This window comes from Mesorhizobium sp. IMUNJ 23033 (genome assembly GCF_044778005.1).
GTDB classification, from domain to species: Bacteria; Pseudomonadota; Alphaproteobacteria; order Rhizobiales; family Rhizobiaceae; genus Mesorhizobium; species Mesorhizobium amorphae_A.
Genome location: NZ_JBJACT010000034.1, coordinates 17981 through 34770 on the forward strand (window position 1 = coordinate 17981; position 16790 = coordinate 34770).

Annotated in this window: 17 protein-coding genes and 1 pseudogene; 11 read left to right on the forward strand and 7 right to left on the reverse strand. The window is 63.9% G+C overall.

The annotated features are described in order from the left end of the window. The first annotated feature begins 81 nt into the window (after positions 1–81). Both ACFX5Q_RS28830 and ACFX5Q_RS28835 read left to right on the forward strand, forming a co-directional pair. Entirely contained in the window at positions 82–831 is a 750-nt protein-coding gene (locus ACFX5Q_RS28830) for a DUF1223 domain-containing protein (RefSeq protein ID WP_404283368.1), read from the forward strand. A gap of 659 nt (positions 832–1490) precedes the next feature. Beyond that, entirely contained in the window at positions 1491–1880 is a 390-nt protein-coding gene (locus ACFX5Q_RS28835) for a DUF2794 domain-containing protein (protein ID WP_404283369.1), read from the forward strand. Here the strand turns inward: ACFX5Q_RS28835 and ACFX5Q_RS28840 are convergent. From ACFX5Q_RS28840 to ACFX5Q_RS28855, 4 genes are all read right to left on the reverse strand, one after another. Further along, complete coding sequence (locus ACFX5Q_RS28840; protein ID WP_404283370.1) at positions 1877–2452, reverse strand: GNAT family N-acetyltransferase; 576 nt, start codon at positions 2450–2452, stop codon at positions 1877–1879. The genes ACFX5Q_RS28835 and ACFX5Q_RS28840 overlap by 4 nt on opposite strands. 107 nt (positions 2453–2559) lie before the next feature. Further along, complete coding sequence (locus ACFX5Q_RS28845) at positions 2560–3333, reverse strand: Bax inhibitor-1/YccA family protein (protein ID WP_192181748.1); 774 nt, start codon at positions 3331–3333, stop codon at positions 2560–2562. A gap of 236 nt (positions 3334–3569) precedes the next feature. Continuing rightward, a complete protein-coding gene (locus ACFX5Q_RS28850; RefSeq protein WP_404283371.1) occupies positions 3570–6119 on the reverse strand; it encodes an ABC transporter permease in 2550 nt (849 codons plus the stop codon). Beyond that, positions 6119–6817 carry an ABC transporter ATP-binding protein gene (locus ACFX5Q_RS28855; RefSeq protein WP_006202690.1) on the reverse strand — a complete coding sequence of 233 codons (699 nt, stop codon included), beginning with the start codon at positions 6815–6817 and terminating at the stop codon, positions 6119–6121. Before ACFX5Q_RS28855 ends, ACFX5Q_RS28850 begins: the two co-directional genes overlap by 1 nt. 84 nt (positions 6818–6901) lie before the next feature. On the opposite strand from ACFX5Q_RS28855, the gene ACFX5Q_RS28860 reads away from it, so the two are divergent. Next, positions 6902–7546 (forward strand): arylesterase, encoded by a 645-nt coding sequence (locus tag ACFX5Q_RS28860; RefSeq protein WP_404283373.1) that lies wholly within the window; start codon positions 6902–6904, stop codon positions 7544–7546. A gap of 117 nt (positions 7547–7663) precedes the next feature. After that, positions 7664–8260 (forward strand): RNA 2',3'-cyclic phosphodiesterase, encoded by a 597-nt coding sequence (gene thpR, locus ACFX5Q_RS28865; RefSeq protein ID WP_404283375.1) that lies wholly within the window; start codon positions 7664–7666, stop codon positions 8258–8260. Here thpR and ACFX5Q_RS28870 read toward each other — a convergent pair. After that, positions 8164–8677 (reverse strand): annotated as a pseudogene (locus ACFX5Q_RS28870) (low molecular weight protein-tyrosine-phosphatase). The gene thpR and the pseudogene ACFX5Q_RS28870 sit on opposite strands and share 97 nt — an antisense overlap. A gap of 107 nt (positions 8678–8784) precedes the next feature. On the opposite strand from ACFX5Q_RS28870, the gene ACFX5Q_RS28875 reads away from it, so the two are divergent. From ACFX5Q_RS28875 to ACFX5Q_RS28895, 5 genes are all read left to right on the forward strand, one after another. Continuing rightward, positions 8785–9081: a 4a-hydroxytetrahydrobiopterin dehydratase gene (locus tag ACFX5Q_RS28875; protein ID WP_404283377.1), complete on the forward strand. Its 297-nt coding sequence runs from the start codon at positions 8785–8787 to the stop codon at positions 9079–9081. 128 nt (positions 9082–9209) lie between these two features. Further along, the gene (locus ACFX5Q_RS28880) at positions 9210–9572 is read left to right on the forward strand and encodes a YkvA family protein (RefSeq protein ID WP_404283378.1); all 363 of its coding nucleotides are present in this window, start codon (positions 9210–9212) and stop codon (positions 9570–9572) included. Positions 9573–9824: 252 nt separating this feature from the next. Then, a complete protein-coding gene (locus ACFX5Q_RS28885; protein WP_192181754.1) occupies positions 9825–10328 on the forward strand; it encodes an invasion associated locus B family protein in 504 nt (167 codons plus the stop codon). Positions 10329–10596: 268 nt separating this feature from the next. After that, positions 10597–11832 carry a 23S rRNA (adenine(2503)-C(2))-methyltransferase RlmN gene (rlmN, locus tag ACFX5Q_RS28890; protein WP_404283380.1) on the forward strand — a complete coding sequence of 412 codons (1236 nt, stop codon included), beginning with the start codon at positions 10597–10599 and terminating at the stop codon, positions 11830–11832. Further along, positions 11829–12311: a hypothetical protein gene (locus tag ACFX5Q_RS28895; RefSeq protein ID WP_404283382.1), complete on the forward strand. Its 483-nt coding sequence runs from the start codon at positions 11829–11831 to the stop codon at positions 12309–12311. The genes rlmN and ACFX5Q_RS28895 overlap by 4 nt, the downstream gene beginning before the upstream one ends. Here ACFX5Q_RS28895 and ACFX5Q_RS28900 read toward each other — a convergent pair. After that, on the reverse strand, positions 12283–12924 hold the full coding sequence (locus ACFX5Q_RS28900; protein ID WP_404283383.1) for a LysE family translocator: 642 nt from the start codon (positions 12922–12924) through the stop codon (positions 12283–12285). The genes ACFX5Q_RS28895 and ACFX5Q_RS28900 overlap by 29 nt on opposite strands. 167 nt (positions 12925–13091) lie before the next feature. On the opposite strand from ACFX5Q_RS28900, the gene ACFX5Q_RS28905 reads away from it, so the two are divergent. Then, on the forward strand, positions 13092–14309 hold the full coding sequence (locus tag ACFX5Q_RS28905) for an argininosuccinate synthase (protein ID WP_404283385.1): 1218 nt from the start codon (positions 13092–13094) through the stop codon (positions 14307–14309). A 123-nt stretch (positions 14310–14432) separates the two neighbouring features. On the opposite strand, the gene ACFX5Q_RS28910 is transcribed toward ACFX5Q_RS28905, so the two are convergent. Next, positions 14433–15227, reverse strand: coding sequence for a lytic transglycosylase domain-containing protein (locus ACFX5Q_RS28910; protein WP_404283386.1), 795 nt, complete (start codon positions 15225–15227; stop codon positions 14433–14435). 253 nt (positions 15228–15480) lie between these two features. Here ACFX5Q_RS28910 and ACFX5Q_RS28915 point away from each other — a divergent pair, with 253 nt between their 5' ends. Then, entirely contained in the window at positions 15481–16728 is a 1248-nt protein-coding gene (locus ACFX5Q_RS28915; RefSeq protein ID WP_404283387.1) for a flavin monoamine oxidase family protein, read from the forward strand. The last annotated feature ends 62 nt before the right edge of the window (positions 16729–16790 follow it).

Below are 16790 nucleotides of genomic sequence, written 5' to 3' on the forward strand. Positions count from 1 at the left end.
CTTCCCGTTGACTGTCGCTTCTGCCACATATTTTAGCAATCACGACAAAGCCGGCGTCACCGGCGGGAAATTGGAACGGCCATGGCATTTCAGGGATCATTGCGGCTTGCGGCACTAGCGCTGGCCCTGTCGGCGTTGGCCGGCAACGGGCTTGCGGAGGAAACGGACAAGCCGCTCGGCGTGGTCGAGCTTTTCACCAGCCAGGGCTGCAACTCCTGTCCGCCGGCCGACGCGTTCTTCGCCGAGCTCGCCGCCAAGGAAAACATCATCGCGCTGGCCTATCATGTCGACTACTGGGACTATCTCGGCTGGCAGGACACGCTGAGCCGCAAGGAGAACACCGAGCGGCAGTATGACTATATGCGCGCCTTCGGCAGCCGATCGGTCTACACGCCGCAAGCCGTCATCAACGGCCGCAGCCATGTCAACGGCGCCAGCCGCAAGGAAGTCGACGGCACACTTGCCCGCCTGCAGAAGACCGGCGAAGGCATGCGGGTCGGCATCAAGGTCAGCCGCACCAGCGACCGCGTCATGATCGACACCGGCGACGCCGGCAGCGGCCCGACCGATGCCCATGTCGTCATCGTCTATTTCAATGCGCCGCAGACGATCAAGATCGGCGAGGGTGAGAACAGCGGTCGCAGCATGACCTACTGGAACGCCGTCTCCGGCATCCAGACCGCCGGCATGTGGCACGGCAAGGCGCAACGCTACGAATTGCCGATGACCGAGATCTCCAAGAAAGGCGGCTGCGCGGTGCTGCTGCAGTCGGTCGGCAAGGACGGCACCCCCGGGCCGATCCTGGGCGCGGCCTTCATCCGCAAGCCGTAACTGGACCGTCGGCGCCGCCTCTCATCCACCTGCCGGCTTCTCCCCGTATAGTGACGGGGAGAAGGGGACTGGCCGCAACGTTGGCGCCCATTCTGCAGCGTCGATGATCGGCGAAACCGTCAATGACAGCGTCTTTCTCCCCGTCACTAACGGGGAGAAATGCCCGGCAGGGCAATGAGGGGCAGCCCTGACCGACGCACGAAATAGAGCAGTTCGAGCGCCTCATGTTGGGCGCCATTTTACCGCGCGCGCTTTTGGCGTCGATCCATCGTTCCAACTAGCCAATAAAAAACCGGCGTCAGCTTGCTTCTGACGCCGGTCATTTAGGTTTTGGGATCGTCGCACCCGATTCTTCCGAGGGAAAAACCGAGGTTGGTTCGATCCGACGCAGACCCGTGGGCGGGGGGCTTGGGGTTTACGAGCCGGTGCCGGACCGAACCGTCTCAGGCAACGCCGGTAAACTCGTCGGAGATTGGGGCATCAGCGCGGATAAAATAAGGCAGGAATGTGGCGAAGCATCACCAATTCCAACAGGCGTTTGACAAACGTGACTGGACGTGACGGAAACGGCTTAGCCCCGGCTTGCTTAGCCGGGCCTTGCAATTCGGCAGCGAACACGCCAACTTCTGCAAGCGAAGCTTCATTCGAAGGATCGAGGCATGACCGATCGCGGCGGCAGTGGGACGGAGGATGGGGACGCATCCGCAATATTGATCCCGCTGCAAGAGGCAAGACGCGAACGCCTCGACCAGCCGGTGCGCTTCGACCGGCGCGAACTGGACCAGATCCTGAGACTTTACGGGCGCATGGTTGCCGCCAATGAATGGCGCGACTACGCCATCGATCACCTCTCCGACCGCGCCGTCTTTTCCGTCTTCCGCCGCGCCAGCGAAGTGCCGCTGTTTCAGATCGTCAAGGACCCGAAGCTGGCGCGCCGCCAGGGCGCCTTTGCAGTCATCGCCGCAGGCGGCCGCATCCTCAAGCGCGGCCAGGAGCTCGGCCGCGTGCTTGGCGTCTTCGACAGCGAGCTGAGGGTCGTCGAAGCTTAACTATTTGATTTTTGCCGGAATTTCCGCTCCGGCAGCGAGGCCGGATCGGGCGGGAGCTGCGCTCCGCCATTCATCGACAGCTGCATGAACACCGTGTCCAGCCAGCGTCCGTGCTTGTAGCCGGAGCCTTCCAGGCGGCCCGAATGGCGAAAGCCGAGCTTCTCATGCAGCCGCACCGAGGCGCTGTCGGCATGGCCGTCGCCGATGACCGCGATGATCTGGCGAAAGCCCGCCGCCCTTGCCGCCTCGATCAGCCCCTGCATCAGAAGCCGCCCGACGCCCTGGCCCTTGGCCTCCGGAGCGACATAGACCGAATCCTCGACGACGAAGCGATAGGCCGGGCGCGGCCGGAACGGCCCGGCATAGGCATAGCCGAGCACGGCGCCGTGTTTTTCCGCCACCAGAAAGGGAAAGCCGCCCGCCATCAGCGTGTCGAATCGGTTGCCCATTTCGGCGCGGCTGGGCGGCTCAAGCTCGTAGCTCGCGGTGCCGTGTGTCACCGCGTCGGCGTAGATTTCCGTGATTCGATCGAGGTCGGCCGAACTGGCGGCCCGTATGGTGATGCTGCTCATAATTTATGCATGCCATTTGCCTGCCTGAGATAACAGCAAAGGCCGGCACAAAAGAAAAGGGCGGCCGTTGGGCCGCCCTCCGGGAACTCGATGGTCCAACTGCGAAATCAGCGGCGGTCGCCCATGAACTGCAGCAGGAACATGAACAGGTTGATGAAGTCGAGATAGAGCGTCAGCGCGCCCATGATCGCCTTGCGACCGGCGACATCGGTGGCGTCGCCCTCGAAATACATCTCCTTGATCTTCTGCGTGTCATAGGCGGTCAGGCCCGAGAAGATCAGCACGCCGATCGCCGAAACGGCGAAGGACAGAGCCGACGACTGCAGGAAGATGTTGATCACCATCGCAATGATCAGGCCGAACAGGCCCATGATCAGGAACGACCCGATCGCGGTCAGGTCGCGCTTGGTCGTGTAACCGTAGAGCGACAGCGCGCCGAAAGCGGCAGCGGTGGCGAAGAAGGTCTGCGAGATGCTGGCCGTCGTGTAGACAAGGAAGATCGACGACAGCGACAGGCCGACGAGGCCGGCATAGACCCAGAACGTCGTCTGCGCGGCCGACACGCTCATCGACTGGACACGGAACGACAGGAACAATACCGCGGCCAGCGGGGCCAGCATGACGACCCAGCGCAGCGGCGACCCGAAGATCGCGTAGCCGAAGGAGGTCAGCATCTCGCCGCTCGGCAGCGTTGCAACCGCCGAGGCCGGATCGGTGGTGGTGGCCAGCATGATCGTGCCGACAGCGGCAAGGCCCGTGATGAGCAAGCCAAGCCCCATCAGATTGTAGACTTTGATCATATAGGCGCGCAGGCCCTGATCGATATCGACGGCGGCGCCGGGTACGGCGCGCGTCTGGTAATTGCGAATGGGATCAGCCATTGGAATCCTCTTTTGCTTCTGCCCCGTCCGGTCCGGTGTCGGGCTCGATCGAGCCCAGGCGCCGCTGGCGGGGCTCCAGCATGCCTGCGGCGGAATATGATGGTTCTTGGCGACAAGAACAAGACCGTAACCGAGCGTAATGCTTCGTGAAGCAGCCAAATTGCGGTTTGTCAGCCGTCCCAGCCGCAACATTAACGAGATTTAATCGAAGGTGGGCCGATTCAGGCGGTTGCGGATCAGAGATTTCGCAGCACCGGCGCCGCTTTGTGCCCCAGCACCCGCCAGGTTCCGGCAAGACCGATGCCGACCGTGATGACCAGCGCAAAGCCTATGGTTGCCACCGCCACTTCCGGCATGAAATGCGATGGCAGGGTCATTATGCGCGCGACGACGAACCAAGCAGCGACCCCGCCAGCCGCCAAAGCGAAGACCGCGGTGGCAAGGCCGATCAGCATATATTCGAGCGAGAAGGCCGCTATCAGCGTTCGCCTGGTGGCACCCAGCGTCTTCAGCACCACAGCGTCGTGGATGCGCGCCCGGTTGCCCGCGGCGAGCGCGCCGGCCAGAACCAGCACGGACGCAATCAACGCCACGCCGGCGGCGGCGCGGATGGCCGTTCCGAGCTGCGCCACCAGCCGGTTGACGATATCGAGCGCGTCCTTCACCCTCACCGTCGTCACCGCCGGGAAAGCGCGGGTGACGGCATTGAGCAGGCGGGCATCGTCCGCCGCCGACGCGTTCTTCTCGGTCAGCGTCGCCAGCCAGCCATGCGGCGCACCTGCAAATGTGTTGGGCGAGAACACCATGACGAAATTGATGCCCATGGTTTCCCACTCGACCTGGCGGAAATTGGCGATCCTGGCGGTGACGTTGCGTCCCAGCACATTGACGGTGACGGTGTCGCCGAGCTTCAGCCCGATCTCCTTGCCTTCCTCGGCCGAGAACGACACCAGCGGCTCGCCGGCATAGTTTTGCGGCCACCATGAGCCTTCCATCAGCGTCGCGTTCGAAGGCTGGCGGTCGTCATAGGTCAGCCCGCGATCGCCGCGCAGCACCCAGGCGCCTTCCGCCGGCACCTTGACTTTTTCGACATCGACGCCGTTCAGCGCCATGACCCGGCCGCGCAGCATCGGCACCTTGACCAGCGTTCCCTGTGGCGCCTGCCCGCCGACCAGCGCCGAAAAGGCATCGACGTTGCTGCTCTGGATGTCGACGAAGAAGAAGTTCGGCGCCTGCTCCGGCAGGCTGCCGGAAATCTGCCGCCTGAGATTGCCGTCGATCAGCGCCAGCGTCACCAGCAGTGTCAGCCCGAGTCCCAAAGACAGCACCACCGAGGGGGTCAGGGCGCCCGGCCTATGGATATTGCCGATGGCAAGCCTGAGCGCGACGGAGCGGACCCTCGGGCTCTTTTTGGCGGCCCACTGCACCAGCCAACCGACCAGGCGCAGCACCAGGAAGGCAAAAAGCGTGGCGCCGACGAAGATCGAGGCGATGCGGCGGTCGCCGGAAAACAAGATGGCCAAGGCCGCCAGGGCGAGCGCGATGCCGACCGCTGCCGCCACATAGGGCAGGCGCGGAAAGCCGCGGCTCTCGAAGCCCATCTCGCGAAACAGTGCCGTCGCCGGCACGTCGCGGGCGCGGCCAAGCGGCAGCAGCGCGAAAGCCAGCGTCACCAGCAGGCCGAACAGCGCCGCCATGGCAAGCGCGCCGGGATAGAAGCCGCCCTCCGCCGGCACCGGGATGACCGACTGAAGGGCCGCACTCGCCGCGAACGGCATCAAGGCGCCGAGGATGAGGCCAAGCACGATGCCGAGACCGGCGATCAGCAGGATCTGCACCAGGTAGACGGCAAAGACGAAACCACCCGAGGCGCCCAGACTCTTGAAGGTGGCGATGACGCCGCGCTTGCCGTCGAGATAGGCGCGCACCGCGTTCGCCACGCCGACGCCGCCGACCACCAACGCCGTCAGCCCGACCAGGGTCAGGAATTGCGAGAAGCGCTCGATGTTGGAGGACAGTGCGGGCGCGGCGTTGCTGCGCGTGCGGATCGACCAGCCGGCCTGCGGAAAGTCCGCTGCGGCCTGGTCCTGGATCGCCTCGATATCAGCCTCGCTGGCGCCGGCGGGCAGGCGGATCTTGTAGGTGTGCTCGACCAGGCTGCCAGGCTGGATCAGGCCGGATGCGGCAAGCCCTTCGGTCGACACCAGCAGCCGCGGCGCGAAGCCAAAACCGTCGGACACCGCATCCGGCTCGCTGGTGAGCCTGGCGCGCAGTTCGAATGTGGCGCTGCCGAGCTTCAGCCGGTCGCCGATCTTGAGGTTCAGCCGGTCGAACAGCAGGTCGGGTGCCACGGCGCCGAAGACGCCGGATTTCTCGCCGAACAGGTTCTGCCTCGATAGCTGCGGCTCGGTCTCCAGCGCGCCATAGAGCGGATAGGCGTCGTCGACCGCCTTGGCCTCGACCAGCGACTGGTCGGAGCCGTCCTCGAGGCGCGCCATCGAGCGCATGCTGGCGCTGTGCGAAACAGCGCCCAGCCGATCGACGAAACCACGTTCGTCCGGCGTCGCGTCGCGCTGGTTGAGCTGGAAGCGCAGATCGCCGCCAAGCAGCGTCTGGCCCTGATTGGCAACGCCGGCAGTGATTGCCTGCGCTACCGAATTGACGCCGCCGATTGCCGCGACGCCGAGCGCGATGCAGGCAAGGAAGATCAGGAAGCCCGACAGCCCGCCGCGCATTTCGCGCAGCGAGAAGCGGACGGCGAGCTTCAGCGTCTGCGACAGCGGCATCAGGCCGTCACCTTCAGCGGCCTCGGTGTGTCCTCGATCCGTCCAGAGCGCATCGAGACCTGGCGCGAGCAACGCGCCGCCAGCGCCGGATCATGCGTGACCAGCACCAGCGTCATGCCGCGCTCGGCCGCCTTGGCGAACAGGAGGTCGGCGACCTGCCGGCCTGTCGCCTGGTCGAGATTGCCGGTCGGCTCGTCGGCGACCAGGATGCGCGGCGAAGGCGCCAGCGCCCGCGCGATCGCCACGCGCTGCTGCTCGCCGCCGGACAATTCACCGGGATAGTGGGTGACGCGGTCGCTGAGGCCGACTGCCGCGAGTTCGCGTGCCGCCACACCGAACGGATCGGCATGGCCGGCGAGTTCGAGCGGCACCGCGACATTTTCGAGCGCCGTCATGTTGGGGATGAGATGGAAGGACTGGAAGACGATGCCAATGTTTCGCCCACGAAACGATGCGATCTGGTCCTCGCTTTTGCCGTTGAGCAGCTCGCCGGCGATTCGAACCGTACCCGAATCGACCCTTTCCAGCCCTGCCAGAACCATCAGCAGCGTCGACTTTCCGGAGCCCGAAGGGCCGACGATGCCGGTTGCCTCGCCGGCGGCGACATCGAGACTGACGCCCTTCAGCACATGGACCGAGGACGCGCCTTCACCGAGCGTCAGCGATACGTCTTTCAGCACGATGACGGCTTCTGTCACAATGAAAGCGTCCTATATGGGATTGTATAGGGGACGAAGTTTGCCTTCGCCAAAAAACTGTTCCGCTCATATGGGGCCTGCCGCATGGCTTTCAAACACACACTTGCCGCAGCCCTCGTTCTTTTCACCGCGATCAGCGGCGCGATTTCGTCGGCGCGCGCCGAGACCTTCACTATCGTCGGTTTCGGCGACAGCCTGATGGCGGGCTTCGGCCTTGGCCCCGGCGAAGGCTTTACCGACAGGCTGCAGGCCGCACTTCGCGCCAAGGGCCATGACGTGACGGTCGCCAATGCCGGCGTTTCCGGCGACACGACAAGCGGCGGCCTGGCGCGGCTCGACTGGTCGGTGCCCGACGGCACACAACTGGTGGTCCTCGAGCTCGGCGCCAACGACATGCTGCGCGGCGTCTCGCCCGGCATCACCGAAAAGAACCTGGACGAGATGCTGGCCAAGCTCAAACAGCGCAAGATCGCCGTGCTTCTGGCCGGCATGCGCGCCGCCCCCAATCTCGGCGCCGACTACCAGAACGCCTTCGACGCGATCTATCCGAAGCTGGCCGCGAAATACGGCGTTCCGCTCTACCCGTTCTTTCTCGACGGCGTCGCCGGCCAGCCCGGGCTGCGGCTGGAGGACGGCCTGCATCCCAACGCCAAGGGTGTCGAAATGATGGTCGAACGTATCCTGCCGACGGCCGAAAAGGCCATTGCGGGGGCGGGCGGTGCGTCGTGAGGCCGGAAAGTCACGGTTGCCGCTGGGGAAACCGCGGAGCCAACAAACCGCTTGCCCCGTTTGAATATCGATGATTCGCTAGGGGCGTGAGTTCGATTCGAGGACAGGAGGCTTGCCATGCCACGTCTTTTCACCGCCCTCGAAATTCCGCGTGATGCTGCCCTTTCGCTGTCCCTGCTCCGGGGCGGCCTGCCCGGAGCCCGCTGGATCGACGTCGAAAACTACCATCTGACGCTGCGCTTCATCGGCGATGTCGAGGGCCATGTCGCCGACGAGATCGCCATCGCGCTCGACCGCGTCCACCGCCCGTCCTTCCCGATAGCCTTGTCCGGCGTCGGCGCTTTCGGCCAGAAAAAGCCGCATGCGGTGTGGGCCGGCGTTTCCGCCTCGCCGGATCTTACCGGCCTGCAAGCCGAAATCGACCGCATCTGCCAGCGGCTCGGCCTGCCGGCCGACCCACGCAAATTCACGCCGCATGTGACGCTGGCGCGCTTGCGCAATTCGAGTCCGCTCGACGTCGCCCAATATCTTTCGGCGCGCGGCAATTTTTCGACGCTGCCGTTCCGCGTTGGCCGCTTCGTCTTGATGTCGTCGCGCGATTCGGTCGGCGGCGGCCCCTATATCGTCGAGGAAGCCTGGCCGCTGTCGGGCGCCGACACGCGCACTGCCAGCCGCGTCGCCAGCGCTTCCGACGCCTCGCGGATCATGCGGTAGACGGTCGCGAACGCCTCCGGCCCGTCATAGTAAGGGTCCGGCACATCGCGACCGCTGCCGCTCGCAAACTTCAGGTAAAGATGGATGCGGTCGTGCACGGCGGCAGGCGACAGCGCCTTCAGGTCGCGGACATTCTGCCGGTCCATCCCCAGGATCAGGTCGAAGCGGTGAAAATCTTCTGGCGCAACTTTGCGTGCTGTCTGTCCGGAAATGTCGATGCCGTGGCGGGTGGCGATCGCGATCGAGCGTGGGTCGGGGGCCGAGCCCACCTCCCAGCCGCTGGTTGCGGCTGAATCGAGCACCCAGGTCCCCTGCACGCTCACTCCAAACGGCGCGAAAAACACCCTCGGCCAGCGGCGAGCGGCAGATGTTGCCGAGACAGACGAACAGAATGGACTTTATGGGCTTTGCGCTCATCGATCCGGCGCTATTTTTGTGGATGTCGTTATCCCAAAACCGCGACGCACTTCTGGGCGACATGCATTATGGTGAGGGTCATTTTTCGAATAGCACAGGAATCCGACATGACGAGAGAGAAACTGGGCAAGGACGCTATCGCTGCTGCCCTTGCTGAACTGGGCGGCTGGTCGCTGGCTACCGACGGCGCTTCGATCAAGCGCAGCTTCGTCTTCAAGAACTTCTCCGAGGCCTTCGCCTTCATGACCCGCGTCGCGCTTGCGGCGGAAAAGATGGATCATCATCCGGACTGGTCGAACGTCTACAAGACCGTCGACGTCACGCTGAACACGCACGATGCCGGCGGCGTGACCGCTCTCGATATCGAACTGGCGAAGAAGATGAACCGCTATTTCGGCGGCTGAGTGACGCCCCGCGACAGGCCCAGCATGCCAAATCGGCGCCGGCATCTTGCAGCGGGGGTCGGCTTTCACCACATTTTTGCTCGCAGCCGCGCGTTGAACGATACGCAGCCGCCTGCAAGGAGAGATTGATGGCGCAAGATTCCGGTTTTGATTTCTTCGGCTTTGGCGACAAGCTTGCCGGCGAGCGTGAGGTACGCGAGAAGTTCTGGCGCACCGCCAAGAAGGCTGCCCGGCAGATCCCGTTTATGGAGGACGTGGTGGCAGCCTATTACTGCACCATGGACAAGAACACGCCGCTGCGCGCCAAGGGCATCCTGGTGGCGGCACTCAGCTACTTCGTGCTGCCGGTGGACTTCATCCCCGATTTCGTGCTCGGCCTCGGCTTCACCGACGATATCGCCGTGCTGACGGCCGCGATCACCACCGTCAGCGCCCACATCACCCCGGCGCACCGGCAGGCTGCCAAGCAGGCGATTGCCGACAAGAGCTGAGCCGGCACAGCACACGCAGGGGTGGTTTGAAAAGACAAACTCTTGCCGCTTTCGTGGCCTCCAAGTCCGAGACAGGGACGTCGCGCTGCTGCTTTTCGAGCAGCAGTGCGGTGATGGCGGCGGTTTCCTGGGGTGTGGGTCCTTTTCTTGAGGAAAATTCACCGTTTGGTAACCCAGATTAAATCAAAATGAAGCGACGGGCAGGACGCCAGACCGGCCTGCCGCCGCACCAGTTGGAATACGGGAAAAACGATGCGCGGATTGATTGCTACAGTTTCCAGCCTAGTCCTGGTGGCCCTGGCCGCGCCGGCGCTGGCGCAGTCGGCGACCAAGATCGGCCAGCACAATGCCTGGGGCACCTACAGCTACCAGGCATCCGGCGGCAAGGTCTGCTACGTGCTCACCGTGCCGACCGACAAGCAGCCGCCGACGCTCGACCATGGCGACATGTTCTTCTTCGTCAGCCAGCGGCCGGGACAGCAAGTCTCCTACGAGCCGCAATTCATCGCCGGCTACAATTTCCAGGAGGGCTCCAAGGCCACCGTCACCATCGACAAGAAATCCTTCTCGATGTTCACGCGCGGCAAGTCGGCCTGGGTCGAGAACGCCGCCGAGGAGCCGGTGCTGATCGCCGCCATGAAGACCGGCACCGACATGAAGGTGTCGGCCAAGTCCGGCCGCGGCAACACCACCACCTACGTCTTTTCGCTGAAGGGCATTTCGGCGGCGCTGTCGTCGATCGCCAAGTGCAAATAGGCACGGTCGGATGAGGGGTGTTCCAGCTTGGCGGAACGCTCCGCCTAGACGCTGACTGACTAACGGCGGCGATACCCAGCCAACGCCTCATTCCTTCCAACACCCCTCATCCGTCTCGGCGCTGCGCGCCGATCCACCTTCTCCCACAAGGGGAGAAGGAGAGTCACCGCTCCCCCGCATGACTCCGCGCGCAACCTGTGCTATGCGCCGCGCTTCATTTCGGGCACGATGCTGAAATCGGCCGCAAACCGCTTATATTGGCGCAACCATGACCCTTTCGTTCGATCTGACCGCCGACGGCGCCCGTGACGCGTTGCGTGCCCGCACCGCGTCGGCTGAAAAACCGTCGCTGATCGGCCTGACGCGGGCCGAGCTTGGGGAAGCCCTTGTCGGTGCCGGCATCGTGCCGGAGCGCCAGTCGAAAATGCGCGCCCAGCAGCTCTGGCACTGGATGTATGTACGCGGCGTTTCCGACTTTGCCGGCATGTTCAACATCTCCAAGGATCTGCGCGCCGAGCTCGACAAGCACTTCACCGTCGCCCGGCCCGAGATCGTCGAGGAGCAGATTTCCGCCGACGGCACCCGCAAATGGCTGTTCCGTTTTCCGCCGCGCGGCGCCGGCCGGCCGGTCGAGATCGAAACCGTCTACATCCCCGAAGAGGGCCGCGGCACGCTCTGCATCTCCTCGCAGGTCGGCTGCACGCTGACCTGCTCCTTCTGCCACACCGGCACGCAGAAACTGGTGCGCAACCTGACGGCCGAGGAAATCCTCGCCCAGTTGCTCACCGCCCGCGACCGGCTCGGCGATTTCCCCGACCGCGACACGCCCGACGGCGCCATCGTGCCGGCCGAGGGACGCAAAGTGTCCAACATCGTCATGATGGGCATGGGCGAGCCGCTCTACAATTTCGAGGCGGTGAAGAAAGCGCTGCTGATCGCCTCAGACGGCGACGGTCTTTCCCTGTCGAAGCGCCGCATCACGCTCTCGACTTCGGGCGTCGTGCCCGAGATCTTCCGCACCGGCGAGGAGATCGGCGTCATGCTGGCGATCTCGCTGCACGCCACCAATGACGATCTGCGCGACCTGCTGGTGCCGATCAACAAGAAGTATCCGCTGAAGGAGCTGATTGCCGCCTGCCGCGCCTATCCCGGCCTCTCCAACGCCAAGCGCATCACCTTCGAATATGTGATGCTGAAGGACGTCAACGATTCCATCGAGGACGCCAAGGGGCTGATCAAGTTGCTCAAGGGCATCCCGGCCAAGATCAATCTGATCCCGTTCAACCCCTGGCCGGGCACCAACTACCAGTGCTCCGACTGGGAGACGATCGAGAAGTTCGCCGACTACATCAACAATGCCGGCTATGCCTCGCCGATCCGCACCCCGCGCGGCCGCGACATCCTCGCCGCCTGCGGCCAGCTCAAGTCGGAATCGGAGCGCATGCGCAAAGTCGACCGGCTGGCGCTGGAAGCCATGATGATCGCGGGGCACGGCGAGGCGTGAGCCGTCTCTTTGCCTACCTCATCCGCTTCGCCGTGATCCTGGTCGGCTATGTCGTCGCCTCGCTGGCGGCGAGCGCATTCCTCAACATCCTGTTCCTGGCCTCGCTCGGCTATGCACCGGACCAGGCCCACCCGACGGCGACCGCCTCGCTCTATTTTTCTATTCCGTTCGTGGCGTTGTTCGTCGCCTATTTCGCCTTCATGCCGGCTGCGATCGTCATCCTGATCGCCGAAATCCTGGGACGGCGCGACTGGCTGTTCTATGCGCTAGCCGGCGGCGTGATTGCCGCGGTCTTCCTCGGCTTCGTCCATCAGAATGCCGATGCCAATTTCGACGTCACCGACCCCCGCGCCATCGCCGCCGTGATCGGCTGCGGCATGGTCGGCGGCATCTTCTACTGGCTCGCCGCCGGCCGCTGGGCCGGAAGCTGGTGGAAGGAGGACAAGGCCGCTACTTCGCCTGGGCCGTCAGGATCTTGAGCGCGAAAGCCGAGAACACGCCGGCGAACAGATAATCGACCACCCGCGTCACCCGCGGGCTGGCCTTCATCGCCGTCGAGAATTTTTCCGCCGCGAACACCATCGGCGCCGTCACCGGGATCGACAGCACGATGAACATCACGCCGAGGAAGAACAGCTTTCCCGGCGCATTCGGGTCGTGCGCGGAAACGAATTGCGGCAAAAACGTCATGAAGAACAGGATGATCTTCGGGTTGAGCAGATTGACGCCCAGCCCGGCCGCCCAGCTGCGGAACAACGAGATTTGTGGCCCGCTCTTCTTCTCCGGCGAAAACGCGGACCCCCTGGCGAGCGCCTGCCAGGCCAGGAACACCAGATAGCCGGCGCCAAAAACCTTCAGCACGAAGAAGGCCATCGGCGAGGCGACGATCAGCGCCGAGACGCCGACCACCACCAGCGTGGTGTGGATCAGCGTGCCGCACAGCGCACCCGCCATCGAGGCAAAGCCGGTGGCGCGGCCCTGGCTCAGTGTCCGCGAAACAAACAGCGTCATGTCGGGCCCCGGCGTGATCGCCAGGATCACGGTGGCGATGGCAAACTGGATCAGCGTCGTGGTGTCGGGAATGAAGGACATGGCCGGTCTCAAGGCAGCAAAAAGACGGCGCAGCCATAACGCAAGTGTCCTGCCCTTGCCAGCTTCTGACTGATCCGGCGTCTGGTCCAGCCACCGTTCGTCTCTTGCGCAGGCCGGAAACGCCGTGATACCTCGCCCGCCGAGAACTCCTGTCGCGGAACCGCCAAATGTCAAAAGCAAAAGACGTCAAGAAAGTCGTGCTCGCCTATTCCGGCGGCCTCGACACCTCCATCATCCTGAAATGGCTGCAGACCGAGCTCGGCGCCGAAGTCGTCACCTTCACCGCCGACCTCGGCCAGGGCGGCGAGCTGGAGCCGGCGCGCCGCAAGGCCGAGATGATGGGCATCAAGGACATCCGCGTCGTCGACGTGCGCGAGGAATTCGTCGCCGACTTCGTCTTCCCGATGTTTCGCGCCAACGCCGTCTATGAAGGCACTTACCTGCTCGGCACCTCGATCGCCCGGCCGCTGATCTCCAAGCATCTGGTCGAGATCGCCAGGGAGACGGGTGCCGATGCAATTGCTCATGGTGCTACCGGCAAGGGCAACGACCAGGTCCGTTTCGAACTGTCGGCCTATGCGCTGAACCCCGACATCAAGGTCATCGCGCCGTGGCGCGACTGGTCGTTCAAATCACGCACCGACCTGATCAACTTCGCCGAGCAGCACCAGATCCCGGTGCCGAAGGACAAGAAGGGCGACGCGCCATTCTCGGTCGATGCCAACCTTTTGCACTCATCTTCCGAGGGCAAGGTGCTGGAAGACCCGTGGACCGAGCCGCCGGAATTCGTCCACCAGCGCACCGTTTCGCCGATGGACGCGCCGGACAAGGTCACCGAAATCGAGATCGAATTCCTCAAGGGCGATCCGATTGCGCTGAACGGCAAGAAGCTGTCGCCGGCGACCATGCTGGCCGCCCTCAACGATCTCGGCCGCGACAATGGCATCGGCCGGCTCGACCTGGTCGAGAACCGCTTCGTCGGCATGAAATCGCGGGGTGTGTATGAAACACCTGGCGGCACGATCCTGATCGCAGCGCATCGCGCCATCGAATCGATCACGCTCGACCGCGGTGCCGGCCACCTCAAGGACGAGTTCATGCCGCGCTATGCCGAGCTGATCTACAACGGCTTCTGGTTCGCGCCCGAACGGCTGATGCTGCAGGCGATGATCGACAAGAGCCAGGAAGACGTCGAAGGCACGGTGCGGCTGAAACTCTACAAGGGCAATGTCATGGTCACCGGCCGCAAGTCAAAGAAGACGCTCTATTCCGACGCGCTGGTCACCTTCGAGGACGACGGCGGCGCCTACGACCAGAAGGACGCCGCCGGCTTCATCCGCCTCAATGCGCTGCGGCTGCGCACACTTGCCGCGCGCAACCGCTAGAGGTGCAGCCGATCTCCCCCTCAAGGGGGAGATTGGCCGTCATCCCGGCCTTCGCCAATCTGCAGCGACAGGCACAAAAAAGCCCGGCGATCGCCGGGCTTTCTTTCGAACAGGGATGTCTTTTCAATCGCCGTCGATCGCCGTGGCGATGCGGGCGATGGCCTGCTGATAGACGCTCGCGGAATTCCAGCCGGCAATGGCGCCCATATTCGCGCTCGCGCTCGCACCCGCCTGCCAGCCATGAGCCTTGAGGAAGTTGGCGGTGGAGGCCAGCGCCGTGGCCTTGTCGCGCAGATTCCCGTTGCCGACGCCATACTGCAAAACATTTCCGGGCAGGAACTGCGTATGGCCAATCTCGCCATGCGCTGCGCCGACCGACGAGGCGCTCAACGCACCCCGATCGACCAGCTTCAGGGCTGCGATGGCATGCGGATAAAAGAACCCCGGGCGGCGGCAATCATAGGCAAGCGTCAGAATGGCAGAGACCGTATTCTGCTTGCCCAAGGAAGAACCGAAGCCGGTCTCCATGCCCCAGATGGCGAGCAACACACCCGGCGACACGCCGTAGGTCGCTTCGATCTTGTTGAACAGCGCCGCGTTCGACTTCTTCAGCGAACGGCCCTTTGAAATGATCGCGGCCCCACCGCGGCGCTTCATAAACTCTTCGACAGAGCCGCTGAAAGCCTTATGGATGGCGCGGTCGACGCTGATCGTCTTTGTTGCGTAGGTGGCGCCGGCCAGAGCGGCCAGACCCTTCGAACCGACGCCGTTGGACCTGGCCTCCGCGGCAAACTCCTGCTTCCACGCCTCGAAGCCGGCGCCGTTCTTGCCGCAGCTGGCCGCCTGCGCGCCCGTCGCCAGCGCAAGCATCGCCACCAGCGCGGCCGCAAAAATTCTTCCCTTGGCAAGAAATGCCATGCTTTTCTCCTGATTGCCTGAATCACGTCCCGGTTGCGAATTTGCCAGTGAACCGGTTCATTGTCACTGGCTCCGGTAGAGCGCCGATGCGGCGAAGCCGAAAATCGCAGTCTTTGCAGCAAGGCTACGCGCGAAATTCGGTTTCAACGCCTTCGAACACTGATGCCACCGGACCTTCAAAATCCACCGCACTGGCCAATGCCGCGCAATTTGCCTACGATCAAGTAGATATTGTGGCGGGGGTCTTGCATTCATGGAAGATGTTGACGTCGTGATCATCGGCGCCGGCTCCGCTGGCCTCGCCGCCGCCAAGACCATTCGCGCCGCCGGCCTTTCCTTCAAACTACTGGAAGCGATGGGCCGCGTCGGCGGTCGCGCCTGGACCAGCGACCAGCATTTCGGCGTCCCGTTCGACATCGGCTGCGCCTGGCTGCATGCCGCGGACCGCAATCCCTATTTTCCCGAGGCCGAGGCCGCCGGCTGGACGCTTCACCATCACGACATGAATGTCGATCATCTCTATTACCGCCAGCGCAAGGCAAGCGAGGTCGAAGAGGCCGAGATGAAGGCCGCCGATGCACGGCTGTTCGAACTGCTGGCCGCGCACCAGGTGGAAGAAGGCGACGACGACCGCCTTTCGGCACTCCTCGCCAAGGGACATGCGCCGCGCGCCGCCGCCACCTTCGCCGGGCCGATGGATTTTGGCGCCGACGAGGATGAAATATCGATCCGTGACTTTCAGGCCGCCGCCGATCTCGATCCCAATTATTTCAGCAAGGAAGGGTTTGGCGCCCTGGTGGCGCATTTCGGGGCAGACCTGCCGGTGGAACTGTCGACGCCGGTGCGCAAGATCCTCTGGGACGTGCCGGGTGTCGCCTGCGTCACCGATCGCGGCACCATCCGCGCCAGGGCGGTCATCGTCACAGCCTCGCCGGCGGTGCTCGCCTTCGAGGAGATCGAATTCTCGCCGGCGCTTCCCGATACGCATTTTGGCGCCTTCTTCGATCTGCCTATGGGCATGCTGACCAAGCTGCCGGTCGAGATCCGGGGCACCAGGCTTGGCCTGCAGCCCTTCGACGATCTGTTGATCGAGCGGTTGGCCAGGCACGACATCTACTTCCTGTGCTTTCCCTTCGATCTCGACCTGATGGTCGGCTTCGTCGGCGGCGACTTCGCCTGGGAGATGTCGGCTGCCGGTGAGGCGGCGGGTATCGACTTCGTCGTCGACCGGCTCTGCAACATCTTCGGTGCCGACACCCGCAAGCATGTCGCACGCGCCATGATGACCAATTGGGGCGGCGAGCGCTTCGTGCGCGGAGCGTATGCGGCGGCCCGCCCGGGACGTTCCGAAGCGCGCGCCACGCTGATGCAGCCGGTGGCGGAAAAGATCTTCTTCGCCGGCGAGCACCTGGCCGGTCCGCTCATCCAGACCTGCGGCGGCGCGCGCCTGTCGGGAGAGAGCGTGGCACGGCAGGTGGCCGCCTTGCTTGCGATTGGATAGCGGCGGCTGGGGCGGCGGCTCGCGTTTGGGTGGCCGGCGATCCCGCCCTATATGCGGGCTCT